The organism is Denitrificimonas caeni, assembly GCF_905120345.1.
Taxonomy (GTDB): domain Bacteria; phylum Pseudomonadota; class Gammaproteobacteria; order Pseudomonadales; family Pseudomonadaceae; genus Denitrificimonas; species Denitrificimonas caeni_A.
The window spans coordinates 255,743-274,245 of sequence record NZ_CAJHOA010000004.1 but is presented as its reverse complement, the minus strand read 5'-3'; the positions used below and the strand labels follow the sequence as shown (position 1 = coordinate 274,245).

General features: G+C 49.2%; 13 protein-coding genes and 1 riboswitch. Of the genes, 3 read left to right on the top strand and 10 right to left on the bottom strand.

Annotated elements, in window-relative coordinates:
• Nucleotides 1-34 precede the first annotated feature (34 nt).
• The 5 genes from rep to ahcY form a co-directional block, all read right to left on the bottom strand.
• Nucleotides 35-2,044, bottom strand: a complete 2,010-nt coding sequence (gene rep, locus JYJ62_RS09375; protein ID WP_205341948.1) for a DNA helicase Rep — start codon at nucleotides 2,042-2,044, stop codon at nucleotides 35-37.
• Between the two features lie 138 nt (nucleotides 2,045-2,182).
• A complete protein-coding gene (locus tag JYJ62_RS09370; protein WP_205341947.1) occupies nucleotides 2,183-4,168 on the bottom strand; it encodes a BCCT family transporter in 1,986 nt (661 codons plus the stop codon).
• Nucleotides 4,169-4,361: 193 nt separating this feature from the next.
• Nucleotides 4,362-6,167, bottom strand: coding sequence for a DEAD/DEAH box helicase (locus JYJ62_RS09365; protein WP_205341946.1), 1,806 nt, complete (start codon nucleotides 6,165-6,167; stop codon nucleotides 4,362-4,364).
• Between the two features lie 165 nt (nucleotides 6,168-6,332).
• Complete coding sequence (gene metF, locus JYJ62_RS09360; RefSeq protein WP_205341945.1) at nucleotides 6,333-7,178, bottom strand: methylenetetrahydrofolate reductase [NAD(P)H]; 846 nt, start codon at nucleotides 7,176-7,178, stop codon at nucleotides 6,333-6,335.
• A gap of 80 nt (nucleotides 7,179-7,258) precedes the next feature.
• A complete protein-coding gene (gene ahcY / locus JYJ62_RS09355; protein ID WP_205341944.1) occupies nucleotides 7,259-8,659 on the bottom strand; it encodes an adenosylhomocysteinase in 1,401 nt (466 codons plus the stop codon).
• A 24-nt stretch (nucleotides 8,660-8,683) separates the two neighbouring features.
• Nucleotides 8,684-8,784, bottom strand: a riboswitch (S-adenosyl-L-homocysteine riboswitch).
• Between the two features lie 153 nt (nucleotides 8,785-8,937).
• On the opposite strand from ahcY, the gene JYJ62_RS09350 reads away from it, so the two are divergent.
• The gene (locus JYJ62_RS09350) at nucleotides 8,938-9,324 is read left to right on the top strand and encodes an MAPEG family protein (protein ID WP_205341943.1); all 387 of its coding nucleotides are present in this window, start codon (nucleotides 8,938-8,940) and stop codon (nucleotides 9,322-9,324) included.
• Here JYJ62_RS09350 and JYJ62_RS09345 read toward each other — a convergent pair.
• On the bottom strand, nucleotides 9,321-10,739 hold the full coding sequence (locus tag JYJ62_RS09345) for a PLP-dependent aminotransferase family protein (RefSeq protein WP_205341942.1): 1,419 nt from the start codon (nucleotides 10,737-10,739) through the stop codon (nucleotides 9,321-9,323). The genes JYJ62_RS09350 and JYJ62_RS09345 overlap by 4 nt on opposite strands.
• Nucleotides 10,740-10,775: 36 nt before the next feature.
• A complete protein-coding gene (ccoG, locus tag JYJ62_RS09340) occupies nucleotides 10,776-12,176 on the bottom strand; it encodes a cytochrome c oxidase accessory protein CcoG (RefSeq protein WP_205341941.1) in 1,401 nt (466 codons plus the stop codon).
• 267 nt (nucleotides 12,177-12,443) lie between these two features.
• Here ccoG and JYJ62_RS09335 point away from each other — a divergent pair, with 267 nt between their 5' ends.
• Entirely contained in the window at nucleotides 12,444-12,854 is a 411-nt protein-coding gene (locus JYJ62_RS09335; RefSeq protein WP_205341940.1) for a c-type cytochrome, read from the top strand.
• A 64-nt stretch (nucleotides 12,855-12,918) separates the two neighbouring features.
• Here JYJ62_RS09335 and JYJ62_RS09330 read toward each other — a convergent pair whose 3' ends face one another.
• Together JYJ62_RS09330 and ligB are read right to left on the bottom strand one after the other, a co-directional pair.
• On the bottom strand, nucleotides 12,919-14,394 hold the full coding sequence (locus tag JYJ62_RS09330) for a DUF3360 family protein (protein WP_205341939.1): 1,476 nt from the start codon (nucleotides 14,392-14,394) through the stop codon (nucleotides 12,919-12,921).
• A 267-nt stretch (nucleotides 14,395-14,661) separates the two neighbouring features.
• Entirely contained in the window at nucleotides 14,662-16,359 is a 1,698-nt protein-coding gene (ligB, locus tag JYJ62_RS09325; RefSeq protein ID WP_205341938.1) for an NAD-dependent DNA ligase LigB, read from the bottom strand.
• Between the two features lie 126 nt (nucleotides 16,360-16,485).
• Here ligB and JYJ62_RS09320 point away from each other — a divergent pair, with 126 nt between their 5' ends.
• Nucleotides 16,486-17,775 (top strand): ferric reductase-like transmembrane domain-containing protein, encoded by a 1,290-nt coding sequence (locus JYJ62_RS09320; RefSeq protein ID WP_205341937.1) that lies wholly within the window; start codon nucleotides 16,486-16,488, stop codon nucleotides 17,773-17,775.
• Nucleotides 17,776-17,835: 60 nt separating this feature from the next.
• On the opposite strand, the gene JYJ62_RS09315 is transcribed toward JYJ62_RS09320, so the two are convergent.
• Nucleotides 17,836-18,489, bottom strand: a complete 654-nt coding sequence (locus JYJ62_RS09315) for a YiiX/YebB-like N1pC/P60 family cysteine hydrolase (protein ID WP_205341936.1) — start codon at nucleotides 18,487-18,489, stop codon at nucleotides 17,836-17,838.
• Between the last annotated feature and the right edge of the window lie 14 nt (nucleotides 18,490-18,503).

The window sequence follows — 18,503 nt, the reverse complement described above, 5'->3', positions numbered from 1 at the left end:
TATTCCTTATGACAGATAAATGATGGCATTAACATTATTTTTTTAACATGGCGCGAATATCAGCTAAGGCATTATTGCCACGTGCGGCTTTAACTTCGACAGGGGCTTCTTCCAAACCTTCCCATTGCAAGTCTTCTGCAGGTAATTCGTTAAGAAAACGGCTGTGCGTGCAATCGATCGTTTCGCCATATTGCTTACGTTTACTAGCAAAAGTAAAGGCTAGATTGCGTCGAGCACGGGTGATACCCACATACGCCAAGCGTCGTTCTTCCTCAATGGTATCGGCTTCAATACTGGAGCGGTGCGGTAGAATTTCTTCTTCCATACCCATAATATAAACGCTAGGAAACTCCAGTCCTTTGGAGGCGTGCAAGGTCATCATTTGCACACCTTCGGCACCATCTTCGTCTTCTTCTTGGCGCTCCAGCATATCGCGCAATACCAACTTGGCGATAGCTTCTTCAATAGTCATCTTGCCTTCGTCATCACGTTCTAAGGTGTTTTTTAACGCCTCAATTAAGAACCAAACGTTGCTCATCCGATATTCGCAGGCTTTTTCACTGGAGCTGTTTTGCCTGATCCAGTTTTCATAATCAATATCGATGATCATTTCTTTCAATGCGGCAATCGGATCTTCACTAAAACAGCGCTGGCGTAGCGTGTCCATATAGTGTTTAAAGCGTGCTAAACGCTCAGTGAAACGCGCGCTTAAATGTTCGCCGAGGCCCATTTCCGCACAGGCTTCATACATGGATACTTTGCGCTCAGTGGCATAACCGCTGAGCTTTTCCAGAGTGGTCGAACCTATTTCACGACGAGGTACATTTATCACGCGCAAGAACGCGTTGTCATCGTCCGGATTGACCAATAAACGAAAATACGACATCAAGTCTTTCACTTCCTGACGTCCAAAAAAGCTGGTGCCTCCCGATAAACGATAAGGGACTTTATGCACTTGTAGCTTCAACTCCATAATCTTGGCTTGGTAGTTACCGCGGTACAAAATGGCAAAATCACTATAAGGACGTTGAGTGCGCATGTGCTCAGTGAGAATCTCTAGGGCAATGCGTTCGGCTTCAGCGTCTTCGTTACGGCAACGAATCACGCGGATTTCATCACCGTGACCCATCTCACTCCACAATTCTTTAGTGAACACGTGGGGGTTATTGGCGATTAAAGTATTTGCGCATTTTAGAATGCGGCTGGTGGAGCGGTAATTTTGCTCCAGCATGACGATTTTTAATGAAGGGAAATCTTCTTTCAGTTGCATGAGGTTTTCTGGGCGGGCACCGCGCCACGCATAAATTGACTGGTCGTCATCACCGACGACAGTGAACTGCGCACGTTCTTTAACCAGCAGTTTCACCAGTAAATATTGACTGGTGTTGGTGTCTTGATATTCATCCACCAGCATATAGCGAATACGGTTGCGCCACTTATCCAGCACCTCTGGATGGTTTTGAAACAGCTTTACCGGCTGTAGAATCAAATCATCAAAATCCACCGCATTGTAAGCTTTTAGTGTGCGCTGATAGTGACTGTAAACAATGGCCGCGGTTTGTTCTTTGCCACCGCGTGCGAGTTCTAAGGCTTCTTCGGGAAGGATTAAATTGTTCTTCCAGTTGCTGATGAGGTTTTTAACTTCATCAGCGCCATCGTCGCCAGCGTATTCTTTTTGCATGATATCGGTGAGTAAGCTTTTTACATCAGAATCATCAAAAATCGAGAAGCCCGGCTTATAACCGAGCAAAGCATGCTCACGCCGGATGATATTTAAACCTAAGTTGTGGAAGGTCGAGACGGTTAAACCGTGGCCTTCAGCGCCGCGTAATAAAGAAGAAACCCGTTCTTTCATTTCACGGGCGGCCTTATTGGTAAAGGTGACCGCAACAATGTGGCGCGCGGAGAAACCGCATTGCTGAATTAAATACGCAATTTTACGGGTAATCACGCTGGTCTTACCTGAGCCAGCACCGGCCAACACCAGCATTGGACCGCTAATGTAATTGACTGCTTCTTGTTGGCGCGGATTGAGTTTAGACATGAACAGACCCGAATCGTGAAAGGCACTATTCTAGCATTGAAGTGGCGAGGCGAGCAGCAGTAGGCAGCCTTCAGTGGCTGATAAGCCTATGGCTAAAAGACAAGGCACTCCGAGCAGAGTGCCTTGATAACGGTGAAGTTAGCGCACAACGTGCAAGAAGTGCATGTGCTGTTCGTACTGATCAAGGATGTCATCAATCACTTCATCGCGAGCCCAGCCCATAATGTCGTAATCTTGACCGCCTTCGAGCAGGTGCACTTCAGCACGGAAGTATTTGCGTTCTTCGCGCTCTTCACGCTCTTCATCCGCGTCATCTTGCGCCATAAAGTCAGGACGCACATAAGCACGCGGGCGCACTTCGTAAACGAAATTCACTTCTTCGTTATGCTGCACTTCGAACTTACAACGCTTATCGTCACGGCTTTCCACCGCAACGGTATAGCCTTGCTTACGCAACTCTTCGGCGACTTCTTCAAAAGCCGGCAGAATCACTTCGTCAATAAAGCGATTGACGTGTGAGCGCCGCGGGAACATTACCATACTGCGTAGACGACGTTGCCAGCCGCCAGTGCTTTGCTGTTTGCGCGAGTAATGCGTAGCACTTTGATGCCTTAGCACACGCTTGGTGGAGTCAAGGTGCAATGCTTTGAATAAGCCCCAAATCGATATCAGTAAAATAATCGAGAAGGGTAATGCACTGGCAATGGTTGCAGACTGTAATGCACCTAAACCACCGGTGAGCAGTAGCGTGATAGCGACAATACCGGTTGAAGAGGCCCAGAAAATACGCTGCCATAGCGGTGTTTCTGTTTTACCGCCAGAGGCGAGCATATCAATCACTAAAGAGCCGGAGTCAGCCGAGGTGACAAAGAACAAAATCACCATACAGACAGCGACCATCGACAGTACGCTGGAGAAAGGGAAGTGTTCTAAGAACGCAAATAAGGCTAAGGAGGTATCGGCGTTGACCTGATCCGCGAGGCTGGTAATGCCCTGGTTCATGATCATATTGATGGAGGTGTTACCAAACACCGTCATCCACATGAAGGTAAAACCAGTAGGTACCAGCAGTACGCCAGTTAAAAACTCACGAATGGTGCGGCCGCGTGAAACTCGCGCGATAAACATACCTACAAAAGGTGACCAAGAGAGCCACCAGCCCCAATACAACAGGGTCCAACCACCTAACCAGTCGGTTGGCTCGTAAGCAAACAGGTTAAAGGTATTGCTAACTATCTCAGATAAATAACCGCCGGTGTTTTCCACAAAGCTTTTGAGCAGCAGCGCGGTTGGACCGAGCATCAGTACTAAAACTAAGAGGATCACCGCTAAGGACAGGTTGATTTCCGATAAAATCCGAATACCTTTGTCCAAGCCGGTTGCCACTGATAGCGTGGCTAATGCAGTAATCACTACAATTAAGATAACTTGAATATTGGTGTCAACCGGCAAGCCAAATAAGTAGTTAAAACCACTGTTGATTTGTAAAACGCCGTAACCCAGCGAGGTAGCAATACCTAAAACGGTGCTGATGATGGCGAAAATATCAACCGCATGGCCGATAGGGCCGTAAATCCGCTCACCAATTAATGGATACAGCGCTGAGCGCAATGTTAGCGGCAAGCCATGGCGGTAAGAGAAGAAGGCGAGAATCAACGCAACAACGGCGTAAATAGCCCAAGCATGCAGACCCCAGTGGAAAAAGGTCAGTTTCATGGCTTCGCGTGCGGCTTCTACGGTATTGGGGTCACCCACTGGTGGCGCAATAAAGTGCATAACCGGCTCGGCGACACCGAAGAACATCAAGCCAATACCCATACCAGCAGAAAACAGCATGGCAAACCATGAGGTGCTTTTATAGTCCGGTTGACTGTGGTCTGGACCGAGCTTGATATCACCGTAACGACTGACCGCCATAAATATAGCGGCTAGCAGAACGAGAGCAACCGCAAGGACATAAAACCAGCTGACGTTTTCAACGATCCATGCCTGCATATCGCCAAAAAATTTTTGTGCAGTTTCTGGTGCAATGCCGGCAAATAAAACCAGTACAGCAATAAGAATAGCGGACGTATAGAACACTGGTGGACTAATCGTCTCACTGCGTTTAGAGGGTGTTTCCATGGGAGTTCCTTAAGGGTACTAAATCACATATAGCGCAATGGTATCAGTTTGTTTGTTTTTATTTTTATAAAGCGTCTATGGCGCATGTCAAACTGCGTTATAAATCTAGGCTGTTTTTAGCTTAAAAAAAGCCCCCAATCGTGATTGATAACGATTGAGGGCTCTGTGCATTCGCAGATCAGCTTGTCAGGGCTTAATCTGTATGCGAAGTCAGTAACGCAGGTTTTTCCTTGCGTGAACGTGACTCCAGTTGTTCCAGTTGCTCAAGACTTGGCAAACGCTCACCTTTACGAATAATCAAAGGTTGTGGTGCGCTGCGAGCTTCGCGTACAGCAGGTTCGCTGCTGACATAGCGCGTGTCTTCGCGACGTGGATTATTACGCGGGTTTTTTGCTGCAGGTCGACGTTTATCGGCTGCGGCAGGACTCGCGCTACGCTCGGTACGTGCCGCAGGGCGGGCTGTACGAGCTTGTGCACCGGCAGCAGCAGGCGCATTGCTATTGGGACGACGACCACGGCCTTTATTTTGATAAGGGCTGACATAATCAACACTATTACCGAAGTTATCAATCGCATCATCAAGGAACACTTCAGGGTCACGATTCGTTGATGGCGCGGGTGTTGTGCTAGCGCTAGCAGTCGCTGGACGCTCATTACGGGTGTTGCGAGAGTTGCGTGCACGTGGTGCGGGCTTAGCGGCGGTGCTGCTGCCTTCGCTACGTTCAGCCGGACGCGCATCAGGGCGTTTGCCTCTAGGTTTGTCTGCAGTTGCCGCACGCGGGGTATTACTGCGGCCACTACCACGAACTGGACGAGGTGCACGTGCTTCTGGTTTTTCAATTTCAATACTGCTTGGATCAAAACCTAAGGTGTCGCCTTCTTCGATATTTTGACGCGTCATACGCTCAATGCTTTTCAGCAAGCGCTCTTCATCAGGCGCCACCAAAGAAACGGCTTCACCAGCACGGCCGGCACGACCAGTACGACCAATACGGTGTACATAGTCTTCTTCAACGTTCGGCAGTTCAAAGTTCACCACGTGTGGTAATTGGTCGATATCTAGACCACGCGCAGCAATATCAGTCGCGACTAAGATACGTACGCTGCCTGCTTTAAAGTCGGCTAAGGCTTTAGTGCGCGCATTCTGGCTTTTATTGCCATGAATCGCAGCAGAGGCTAGACCATTCTTGTCGAGGTATTCCGCTAAGCGGTTAGCACCGTGCTTGGTGCGGGTGAAAACCAACACCTGCTCCCATGCACCCATAGTAATTAAGTGCGCTAACAGTGCGCGCTTAAGTGACGCTTGAATACGGAACACACGTTGTTCAATGCGCTCAACCGTGGTGTTCGGTGGCGTGACTTCAATGCGCTCAGGGTTGTGTAGTAAGCGGCCCGCTAAGTTGGTGATGTCTTGCGAGAAGGTCGCAGAGAACAGCAAGTTTTGGCGCTTGCTCGGCAATTTTGCCAACACTTTTTTCACGTCATGAATAAAGCCCATATCCAGCATACGGTCGGCTTCATCCAGAACTAAAATCTCGACGCCACTTAAATCGATTTTGCCTTGGTTAACTAAATCCAGTAAACGACCTGGGCAAGCGACTAAGACATCAAGACCTTTGGCGACCGCGTTGACTTGCGGGTTCATGCCAACGCCACCAAAAATACAGGCGCTAACAAAAGGTAAGTCACGAGCATACAGTCTAAAACTGTCGTGCACTTGTGCGGCCAACTCTCGTGTAGGAGTTAACACCAGTACTCGCGGCTGGCGCGGACGGTGGCGCTGCTCGCGGTCAGGCTTACCGTTAGGGAACAGAATTTCTAAAATGGGTAGCGCAAAACCACCGGTTTTACCGGTACCGGTTTGTGCAGCAACCATCAGGTCGCGGCCTTGCAAAGCCGGAGGAATCGCCAATAATTGCACAGGCGATGGAGTTGTATAGCCGGCAGCTTCAACGGCGTTAACCAGGGCCTGAGATAGACCTAGGGAGGAAAAGGACATGCAGTCTTCCTGTGTGTCGGCGACCCGCCGACTTTGGGGCGCAAAATTATAAATGCTCCATACGAGTGCATAGATAATACTATGCACCCCATCCACGAATTATGTCCTGCGCTGGGCATTAAACTGGATGGAGGTATATTGCTATAGTGGCACTTAGGCCTTGTTTCAGCGGTTAAGCTTGAGATTATCCCAAACGGCTAAACTCGGTTCAGCTTGATTTAGTGTGTAGAAGTGCAAACCAGGTGCGCCACCGTCTAATAGACGCTCGCACATGTTTGTAATAACTTCTGCACCAAAGGCTTGAATGCTAGCCGTATCATCGCCGTACGCTTCCAGTTGTTTGCGTATCCAGCGAGGCAGCTCAGCACCACAAGAATCAGAAAAACGTGCCAATTTACTGTAATTGGTAATTGGCATAATGCCAGGCACTATTGGGATATCAATACCCAGTTTACGCGCTCGCTCAACAAAATAGAAGTAACAATCGGCATTAAAGAAATATTGGGTGATTGCACTGTCTGATCCAGCATGTACTTTTCGAGCGAAATTTTGCAGATCAACTTCAAAATCGCGCGCTTGTGGGTGCATCTCAGGATAGGCTGCCACTTCAATATAAAAATGATCGCCGGTCTCGTGACGAATGAACTCGACCAGTTCATTGGCGTAGCGCAGTTCACCGTTGGCCATACCCATACCTGACGGTAGGTCGCCACGCAGAGCAACAATGCGCTTGATGCCGGCATCTTTATACAGATGCAGTAATTCGCGTAAATCGTCTTTGCTGTCACCCACACAGGATAAGTGCGGTGCAGTGGGTACTTTAATTTCGCCGTCTAATTGTAAAACGGTATTCAAAGTGCGATCGCGAGTTGAGCCACCGGCACCATAGGTGCAAGAGAAAAACTCAGGGTTGTAAGTAGCCAGTTTTGCCGCTGTTGTTAGCAACTTTTCATGGCCAGTATCGGTTTTTGTGGGGAAAAACTCAAAACTAATACGAGGTTGATTGCTCATAGAACAGGTCTCTAAATATCAAAGTGTTTGGGCCGCCGAAATGCAAAAGAGGGCAGCACTGCCACCCTCTTTTTGGCAACTTAGTAGCGGTAGGTTTCAGGCTTATAAGGGCCGTCAACCGCAACGCCAATGTAGTCAGCTTGCACATCGGTGAGACGGGTAATGACGCCGCCAAAACCTTTCACCATTTCTAGGGCGACTTCTTCATCGAGTTTTTTCGGCAATACTTCAACGGTTAACGCCGCTGCTTTTTGTTCAGCATTTAGTTGAGCAAATTTACGTTCAAATAAGTGCATTTGTGCCAAAACTTGGTTAGCAAATGAGCCATCCATAATGCGGCTTGGGTGACCAGTGGCATTACCCAGGTTCACTAAACGGCCTTCTGATAACAGAATCAGGTAGTCGTCATTGCGTGGATCAAATTCGCCAGCACCGCTGCGGTGAATTTTATGCACCTGTGGTTTAACTTCTTCCCACGCCCAGTTTTTGCGCATAAATGCGGTATCAATTTCATTGTCAAAGTGACCAATGTTGCACACTACTGCGCGCTTTTTAAGGGCTTTAAGCATGCCTGCATCGCAGACATTAGCGTTACCAGTAGTGGTGACGATTAAATCGATTTTGCCCAGTAAAGCTTTATCGATGCTGGCGTCAGTACCGTCATTGTTACCATCAATGTAAGGCGACACTAGCTCAAAACCATCCATGCAGGCTTGCATGGCGCAGATTGGGTCAACTTCTGAGATTTTAACAATCATGCCTTCTTGGTTGAGTGATTGTGCAGAACCTTTACCCACATCACCGTAACCAACAACTAATGCTTGCTTACCAGACAACAGATTGTCGGTACCGCGTTTGATCGCATCGTTGAGGCTGTGACGGCAGCCGTATTTGTTATCGTTTTTGCTTTTTGTGACTGAGTCGTTGACGTTGATCGCAGGTACTTTCAATGTGCCTTTTTTCAGCATATCGAGCAGACGGTGCACACCTGTCGTGGTTTCTTCAGTGACACCGTGGACGTTGTCGAGAATCTGCGGGAAACGTTCGTGCAGGATTTGGGTGAGGTCGCCGCCATCATCCAAAATCATATTGGCATCCCAAGCTTTGCCATCTTTAAGGATGGTTTGCTCGATGCACCACTCGTATTCTTCTTCAGTTTCGCCTTTCCAAGCGAATACTGAAATACCGGCGGCAGCAATTGCAGCAGCGGCTTGGTCTTGAGTTGAGAAAATATTACAGCTGGACCAGCGCACTTCTGCACCCAGTTCAGTCAGGGTTTCAATCAACACAGCGGTTTGAATCGTCATGTGGATACAGCCGAGAATTTTCGCACCTTTGAGGGGCTGCTCAGCCGCATACTTGCTGCGCATACCCATTAGGGCAGGCATTTCAGATTCAGCAATAATGATTTCACGACGGCCCCAATCGGCCAGTGACATATCAGCAACTTTATAATCAGTAAAACCAGCAACAGCGCTCATAAAATGAGTTCTCCATTCGTAATTAGCGAATGGGCGCCGTTTGCAAATATGCAGTTGTCTAGACAACTGGAAGGCAACTTTTTCGAGCCTGACAGGAGAATCCTGCTGCAGCGCCCCTCGAATCTGTTGGCGGTCACGGCTGAGCCGTAATGCGCGGCTGATTATAGCGAGGCTTTGCCAATTGCCCAAGGGGTAAGCGCTGAAGAATTAAGTCTCTGGCACATATTTGTATTAAGGTAGCGGTTGAATCTATAAAAATAATTGTTTTCGGAGTAGTTATGACAACTGCGTATTGGTGCGTGTTAATTGCTCTTCTTCTGCCCTATGTAGCAACTGTGTTTGCAAAATCAGGTGCGGGCGGCTTTAAACCCAAGCACAATCATGATCCACGAGAGTTTTTAGCAACCGCACAAGGTGCGGCTAAGCGTGCTAACAATGCCCAGAAAAACGGCTTTGAAATCACCCCAGGATTCGCCGCAGCAGTGATTATTGCGCATCTGGCTGCGGTTGCCGAACAAGGGCTTATCGACCAGTTGGCCATCGCTTTTGTGTTCAGTCGAGTGCTGTATACTTGGTGCTATATTGCTGATTGGGCACTGTTGCGCTCGTTGGTCTGGTTTGTGGGGCTCGGCTTAATTATCAGCTTATTTGTAGTCTCGGCTTAGGCACCGGTGATCTTTTGCATCAGCTGCCCGAGCTGTTGCATTGCCTGTTCGCTGCGCTCATCCCAAGGATAGCCGTAGCTTAAGCGAATACAGTTTTTAAAGCGCTGCGTGGCAGAGAAAATTGGCCCTGGCGCTAGACTGATACCCGCGTGTAATGCTTGCTGAAAAAGCATCAGCGAGTCGATAGAGTCTGGCAGCTCAAACCATAGAAAGTAACCACCTAGCGGTCGTGTGACGCGTGTTCCTATGGGGAAATAACGCTCGGCAGCGTCTAACATCGAGGCTTGCTGATTTTCTAAGGCATGCCGTAGACGGCGTAAATGCAAGTCATATCCACCGTATTGTAAGTAGTCTGCGAGGGCTGCTTGTGATGGGATGGCCGGTGAAATAGTGGTCATTAAGCGTAAGCGCTTAATCTGTTCTGCGAAACGCCCTGCGGCGACCCAGCCAACGCGATAACCGGGTGCTAAGCATTTTGAAAATGAACTGCAATGCATCACCAAACCACAGCGGTCATAGCTTTTTATCGAGCGGGGTGGCGCCGCGCTAAAATACAGTTCGGCATACACATCGTCTTCGATTAGCGGCACTTGATGGGTGCGCAGCAGTTCGTACAGCGCCTGTTTTTTCTCGTCATGCATGCTTGCGCCAAGAGGGTTTTGTAAGCTACTCATCAGCCAGCAGACTTTAATCGGCAAACTCTCCAAGGCAATCTGCAAACTGCCTAGGTCAATACCTTCGCGTGGGTGCACCGGTATTTCTACGGCTTTGAGTTGTAAGCGCTCAAGCATTTGTAGGCATGCATAAAATGCCGGAGCTTCAATCGCAACTAAATCGCCAGGTTGGGTCGTGCATTGCAAGCAGAGGCTTAGTGCTTCTAAAGCGCCGTTGGTGATGATTAATTCATTGGGCGGTAAAAACATTCCGTTACGGCTGTAACGCAAGGCAATTTGCCGCCGTAAATTAGGATTGCCATCGGTCATGTCGCTGATAATGGCATGCGCGGGCATGGCTTTCATGCTTCTCGATAAACTGCGCGTGAGACGTGCCAGTGGAAACAGTTCTGGGCTTGGGAACGCCGAACCAAAGGGCACGGTACTTGCGTCACGCAAGGAATCCAGCACCGAAAAAATCAACTCACTGACACCCACCTCGTGGCTTTCTATTTGTTGCTGACTCAGTTGTGGTTCGTCTAAACGTGGCATGCCGTTGTCACGTACAAAGTAGCCGGAGCGTTCTTTGGCGCGCAGTAAACCGCGACTTTCCAGTAAATAATAGGCTTGAAACACTGTGGAGGGGCTGATGCCATAGGTGCGACTGGCTTGTCGCACCGAAGGGGCTTTTTCTCCCGGAGCCAGAATGCCGGTGTGAATTAATTGCGCAATTTCTACTGCCAGTTTTTCATAGCGCTTCATAGCAGTGTCTCCATGGCTGCAACGGCCCCCCCCCGATTAACGCGCAAGTGGTGCTGTGAAATTACTGGCACTGCTGCTGAAAATACTCGGGTTAGCCGTGTCTGAGACAGTAAAGATCAGCGGTGTTAACGCCGTAGAAGCCTCTTCTAACTGGCTGACAGTAATGGCTACTGTGGCGATTTCTCCGGCGCCTAACTGTACCTGTTTGGGGGCGCTGAGGCGTAGATTTTTCGGTGCTTGCATGTCGATACGGTAATCTTGCGGGTGTTGCGTTTTGTTGATGATTTTTAACAGATAAATGTTTTCAATCTGTCCGTCATTGTTCTCGCGAAACATCAGACGATCTTTACTGACATCTAGGGCGACTAATGCGCGGTTCTCTAAGCCCCAATAGATCCCAGCAAACATCAATAATAACGTGGCGGCATAACCGATTAGGCGCGGGCGCAACCATTGTGTTTGTTGACCTGCGAGCGCGCGTTCTGATGTGTAACTGATCAGGTTCGGTGCATAGCCCATTTGCGTCATGACATCGTTACATACATCGACACAGGCTCCACAGCTGATGCAGGCCAGCTGTAAGCCATCACGAATATCAATGCCGGTTGGGCAGACTTGCACACACAGCGTGCAGTCGATGCAGTCACCTAGATCGAGTGATTGGGCGTCGCTGGTTTTCTTGCGTGAGCCTCTTTTTTCTCCGCGTTGGGCGTCATAAGAGACTAATAAAGTACTGTCATCAAACATCACGCTTTGAAAGCGTGAATACGGGCACATATGTAAACAGACCTGTTCACGTAGCCAACCGGCATTGAGGTAAGTGGCGGCGGTGAATAAGGCCAGCCAAAATAGGCTTAATCCACCTACGCTGAAGTTGAGTAGATCGAGGCTCATCGCGCGGATCGGAGTGAAATAACCGACAAAGGTCAGTGCAGTGACAGCACTGACGATAAGCCAAAGGCTGTGCTTAGCGGTTCTGCGTAAGATTTTTACCAATGACCAAGGCGCGGCATCGAGCTTAATCCGCTGATGACGCTCGCCCTCAGTGATGTGTTCGATACGTAAAAAAATCCAGGTCCAAACGCTTTGTGGACAGCTGTAACCACACCAGATTCGGCCAGCGAGCACCGTCAGAAAAAACAATCCAAACGCACAAATAATCAGTAGCGCGGACAGCAGAATTAAGTCTTGCGGCCAAAAAGTTGCACCGAAAATGTAGAATTGACCATGCGCGACATCCCAGAGTACGGCTTGTCGACCATCCCAGTTGAGCCACACAGTGATAAAAAATAAGGCCAAGAGTAATGCTGTACTGTACAGACGAAGGTTTCGAAAAAGACCCTGATAGCTGCGAGTGATGATGGTTTTTTCAAATGATGATGGCAGTTTCTTTGTTGGTTTGGGGTTGATCTGTCGTGCTGGAATACGTTGACCCATGGGAAGCTCCCTATAGATGAGTAGCAGGTGCGTATCATCAAGTGAAAGGGTCGTGAGTAACAGCAGCAGATTTTAAAATAAACACCGGATCAGATGAGGCAAGTTTGCGATTTTGTCAGCGGCCTGACAGCCTATACTTGGATTGTTGTTGCTAAGCGCAGATACTGGCGCCTCTGTCAGTATTCAGATGGCGATTTGATAAATTATTTTTGGCTAATTAAAACAGGTGGATATGTGCTAAAGCGTAGTGGATTGCTAGTAATAATAATGAGTCTGGCTGCTTGCGGTGGCGTTGATCCCAATTCTCCGCTGGGCAAACGTACGGCGATTTTCAAAGAAATGCTGAATGTCAGCGAAGACTTGGGCGGTATGTTACGCGGTCGTATTAAGTATGATGAAGCGTTATTTATTGAAAAAGCAGTCGAGTTGGATACGTTAGCGAAGCAACCTTGGCAGCATTTTCCAAGCGTCAAAGACGATGATAAAACCTCGGCACGTGATGATGTTTGGCAGCAACAAGAGCGTTTTCAAGAGCTGGCTCGAGCATTGGAAGGAACCACCGCGCGCTTAGTTGCTAGCACCACACAGCCACCTTTGAATGAAAGTGTACTGGCGTTGCGTGTGCAAGCGGTTGAGGATGCGTGCGAGTCGTGTCATAAAGAGTTTCGTGCGTATTAATTGAGTCTATTATGACTGACCGGGCACACCGCAATGGGTGACCGGTCAAGTGTTGCTAGCAGGCTTAATGCAACTGGCGGAATGAGTCTAAGAGCGCCGGAATACCTGGGAACATGCCGATTCCAGCCATCACAGTACAGAGCAGAATAAACACGATCGATGGAATAATCCAACGGTCAGTACGGGTCATTTTCTGTCCTCGTTCTTTGTCACCAATGATACCAATGTTGTCTAACAGTACCGTTAACGACCAGCCAAACACTGGATTGACGAGCGCAGAAGAGAAAATCACAATCGCTGCCGATTGCGAAGTTTTACCTTCACGAGTCATTTGCATACCGGCTTCTAACAACGGTAAATAAACACCGACAATCAAGGCGACACTTAGCACTGGCGGCCAAATCGCCAAGTCCATTGGGTAACCCCACACTGCCGCAACCACACAGAGCAAACCGGTCAAGACCGCACCGGCTGGAATCGGACGTTTAGCAATCGCTGCTGGGACAATATAAGTGCCCCATGATGAGGCGATATTACCGCCACCTAAAGCAGTACCAACCACTTGACGTGCTGCTGCCACGCACATCGTGTCGTCAATATTCATGATCACTTTCTTAGCATTTTTTGGATAATTAAGATGCTGAAAAGCACGGTGACCTAAGAAGTCGGGTGACCACATGGCAATCGCCAGTACCGCAAAAGGTGCTACGGCAATAAAATGGTGCAACTCAGGCAGACCGAGTTTCCAGCCGGTTTCAGCGCCCCACCAGTACGCGGGGTTAAGATTAGGTAGGCCTGGTTCTGTGGAAAACTCAAAAGGAGCGCCCAGAGCAAAGGCAATCACTGCCGCGAGCACCGCACCCAAGGGAATCGCCAGCCAACGCTTACCAATATGTTCTAAATAGGCATACATAATAATAGTGGCCAGCACCACGGTAAACGCGATATAGCCCATATCAAAACCGTCTGCCCAGGCATACAGGTTTTTGATTTGCGACGTCATGCCAATAAAGCCTAAAAATAGCAATAACCCACCGCAAACACCGTCACTGGTTAACCTCGCCAGTAGGCTTCCGCCTTTAAATACACCGAGGATAAAACCCAAAATGCCGATCATAATCCCCAGCGCCATCGGATGGCCGCCAGAGGCAACAATAATGGGTACAAGAGGGATTAATGGACCGTGGGTACCTGCCAAGTTGGCAGTAGGAATAAGAAAACCGGAGAACAGCACTACGAATAAAAGCGCCGCAATCAACATTTCATAACGGGCATTTTCAATAACAAATGCATTAGACAGGCCGAGAGGGCCAGCAAATGCAGCAACGATTGCGGCCACCATGACAATTTTGCCAATGGTTGCCGCCATAGCCGGTACCCAGTCTTCCGCTTCAAAACGGTAATCACGAAAGGGTAAATTCATGCGCCAGCGCCGTGGCGACATAATAGTGAGTTCGTGTTCTAAGTAGGCTTGACGGGAAGCAAACTCAGTACGAGGTCGATGTAGAGCGCGGTAACTTTGAGAATCATCATTTGCCATTTTATTGCTCTTTTAATAGATGCGTCAGACAAAAAGACAGGCGCAAAGAGTTACTGCGCAGTAACACAATGCATAGACTGTCCTGGCCAAATGTTTCTTATTTTTATGAGGGGCGCAAAGGCGCAATTGAACCAGCTCTATGAGATCGAGCTTAATTAAACGCTCGTATGATGAGCATTAGTAGAGACTGCAGCAATACGCCTTTTGGAGGATATTTTCGTTTAGCTGACTCACGATTACGAGCCACGTTAGTGTGATGCGCTGATACTAGAAACCACTAATGCCATGTTTCTGTAAATTTACAGCCACCGCCTGTACCTCTGGATGTTGAAAAAAGGCGCGAGCATGCTGGGCATAGTTACGACTTAAATGGCGTTGTTGCTGCCATTCCTGCTCTGTTAGTGCGCTGAGTATCTGCCAGTTATCAGTGGCTTTTGGAGTGACGGCTGGCGGTGCTCCTAGTGCTTTTAACCAGCGAGCAAAAGACTGGCTTTTGGCCTGGGTAAAGGCCTGGGCAGTTTGCAAACTGCGTTTTTTCGCAAAACTGGGCAGGCTGGCTAAGTCTTCAGCGCTAAGTACTAACCAATCGGTCAGCTGGCTGATGTATTTAGCATCCAGTAGCGCTTGCCATGTTTGCGCACCGATCCCGTGCATATTTAAAGTTTTCTTATCGCTCAACCAGGTCAGACGGGCGAGAAACTGTTGCTGACAGTCGGGACTGGCTTGCCAGCAGCTGAGCGCATGATAGTTTTCTGCTGACGGTAGCTTAATACTCTGCTGCTGCGGGCTGCGCCAGACCACTTCTTTAAGCTGGGGGATAGCATGCCCAGATAAAGCGATAGCAACATGATCGCCTGTATTCAGTGCTAGCTTTTTAAGCTTGGTGAGCGAACCTAAGCTGACTTTGCGAATGGTTTTATCATCTAAGCGTACCGCTTTAAGGTGCGCTATCGGGGTAATGCGGCCACTGCGGCCAATATTAAAAGTGACATGGGTCACTGAGGTCAGTGCTTGTTGTAATGGATATTTTAAAGCGACTGCCCAAACCGGTGGATAAGGGCTACGTGGATAATTAATCGTGCGCTGACTTTGCTTAATCACGACACCGTCGCTGGCAAACGGCAATGCCGAATTGTACCAATGATTGCGCCAGTGCTTGGCTTCGGCAAAATCTTGCAGGGGCCGGCTGTAGGTATGGCTATCGACAAAGCCCAAGCGCTGCAGCTCCGTTAAACGTTCAGACATTGTTGGTGGGCCGTCGGGCCATTCCCATACGAATAAGCCAATTGTTTGCCCTTCGCTGGCGCTGAGCTGTTGGCGGTTTAATAAACCGGCCACTTGTGAACGGGCATTGCTGCCACCTGTGCGCGCTTGAATGTGCTGGGGCTGCTGCAAATAGAGATCGCCCTGTAAGGTCAGCGTGGCCTGTTGTGTCTGTAAGTGTTGAGGGATCGCGGCAATCGCCTGAGCATGCATCAACCAGTTTTGTCCAGTTAAGCCGTCGCCACGACTGAGCATCTGCGTCAGCTGCCCGTTCTCGTAAAGCAGGGTGACCGCCACACCATCTACTTTAGGCTGCACCCACAGATCGTCGTGCTGCTGCATCCATTGCTTTAGTGCGGTTTCGCTGAGCTTGCTTAAGCCCATTTGGCTATAGGGTAAAGCAAGGCTACCGCGTGCGGATTGGAGCGCTGTTGCCGCTGTTGGTGCGGGGTCGGCATCGGCATCGGTAAAACAGCCTTGCCATATCTGCAGTTGTTGCTGCGCTTGGTCATACAGTTCATCGGCGACCATCGAGGTTGCATCACGGTGATAGCTGCGATCCCAAACGGCGATGCGCTGACGCAAGGTGCTGATTTCTTGCTGAGCTTGGGCAGGCGTCCATGACGGGCAGTTAGCGGTGGCTAAAGGTGTGAGCACAAACGTGCTGATGAAGAGCAGGGCAGGTAATCTATAGCTAAACATACTGAGCATCCTTGCTTGATTATGAGTGCTCATTCAGTGTAGCCAAGAATTGTCCAGTGTCTGGGTTAAGGTTCAATTAAGACGTAAGCGTTAAGCTTCGGGATAGGATGTTTAGAGGCGATGGTAATGAAAAAAATCATGTATGGCGTGGCCGTATTGGTCTTGGCAACTTGGGGATTAACCGTTTACGGGCATAACCCGGCAATGGATGTGTGGTGGTGGCGTAAGCAGTTGATTTATTTGACTGGTTTTGGCTCTTTTATTTTGATGTCGCTGATTATGGTGTTGGCTGTACGCCCGCGTTGGTTGGAAAAGCCACTGGGTGGGCTGGACAAAATGTATCGCCTGCACAAGTGGGCGGGTATCTGGGCGATTTCGCTTGGAGTCAGTCACTACTTATTGAAATTATCGAAAAGTTTACTCAAGGTGTTTTTTGAGCGTGAGGCGAAATTGCCGCGTGTCGAAAACTTTCTAGAAGTGTTTCGCGATGCCGCTAAAGATATCGGCGAATGGTCGGTGTGGATTCTGGGCATTATGCTGATCATCACCTTATGGCAACGTTTTCCTTACCATCTTTGGCGCTATGCGCATAAAGCCTTAGCGGTGATCTATGTGCTGATTGCTTTTCACGGTGTGGTCTTGGCGCCTGCGGGCTGGTGGACAGAACCGGCTGGATTATTATTGGCGGTTGCAACAGTGGTGGGTGTTTATTGTGCATTTATCGCGCTGAGTGGCGGCATCGGTCGGACCCGTCGTTACCAAGGCCAGGTGCTCAGTGTTAAACAACACACGGGTGGCGTGCTGGAAGTGACCTGTCAGTTACCAAAACAGTGGTCGCATAAGCCTGGGCAGTTTGCTTTTTTAACTTTTGATCGCTTTGAAGGCGCGCACCCATTCACCGTAAGCAGTGCCGATCATGGCGATGGTCAAGTCAGCTTTGCGATTAAAGCCTTAGGTGATTACACCACGCGTTTGCAGACTGAGTTAGAGGTGGGTCGCGCGGTACGTGTTGAAGGTCCGTACGGCTGCTTTGATATGCGCGAGAGTGGTGAGCAGGTGTGGATTGGCGCAGGAATTGGTGTCACCCCTTTTATTGCTTGGCTTGAATCCTTACAAGCACACCCTGAGCGTGCACCAAAAGCGACCTTATATTATTGTGTGAAAAATGCTGAAGAAGCAGTATTTGCTGAGCAACTACAGCGTTTGGCAGCGGCAGTACCGAATGTAACGCTGAATGTGCATTACAGTGATGAACACGGTCATCTCTGTGCCGAGCAAGCCTTGCAACAGCAGTCTACAGCTGCTCATGTCTGGTTTTGTGGTCCGCAAGGTTTTGCCGATGCCTTACAAAAAGGGATGCAGGCACAGGGGTGCTCAACACGACACTTTCATAAAGAGTACTTTCAAATGCGCTAAGGTTTCAGCGCCGTGAGTTATGCAGGCCCTAACGATTTTCGAGTCGTTGGGGCTTTTTTATTAAGGCTGCTGCTTATCGCTAGAGCGGTACAACCACTCAATCTCTGGGTAATTAGCAAAAGCGCTGGGAAACAAGTACTCGCCACTGAGTAAAGGTGCGTTTATCTGCTGCCACTCTGGGTGAAAAGTTGTCGCGGTATGCCGCAGAGCATCCGCTAATAAAGTCGTGCAATACAGATGCTCAGTGTTGCGTTCGGCGAGAACAAAGGGTCGCTGCAGTTGTTTAAGTAACCAGGTGGCTGCGCGCTGGCTTTCCTGCTCAGTAACAAACACAGGCCGCGCAATGGCAAAGCTGCGAGCCAGCGCTGGATCAAGAAAGTCACTGAGGGTTGAAGCCAATACTTGATTGCTGCGCAGCGGATCATCATCAGTGGTGGCATGCACGATCAAGGGCTCTGGCTGCAGACTGACGACCATACCCATATGCGAAAACTCACCCATGCTGAGGCTCTGGATAATTTGGCTTTCAGCTGACGTCCCTAAGCGAAACACCCAATCACCCACCGCTAACGGCGGCAGGACTGGTAGCGACCATGGTTGGCGTACGGCGAGCGCTTGAGCGATATACAGCAGCGTGGCCAACGCCAACATAGCAACCAGCACGAGTAGGCTGCGCACCGAGTATTGAGCTATGCGTGCCGAACTGTTTAGCATAAAACACTGACACT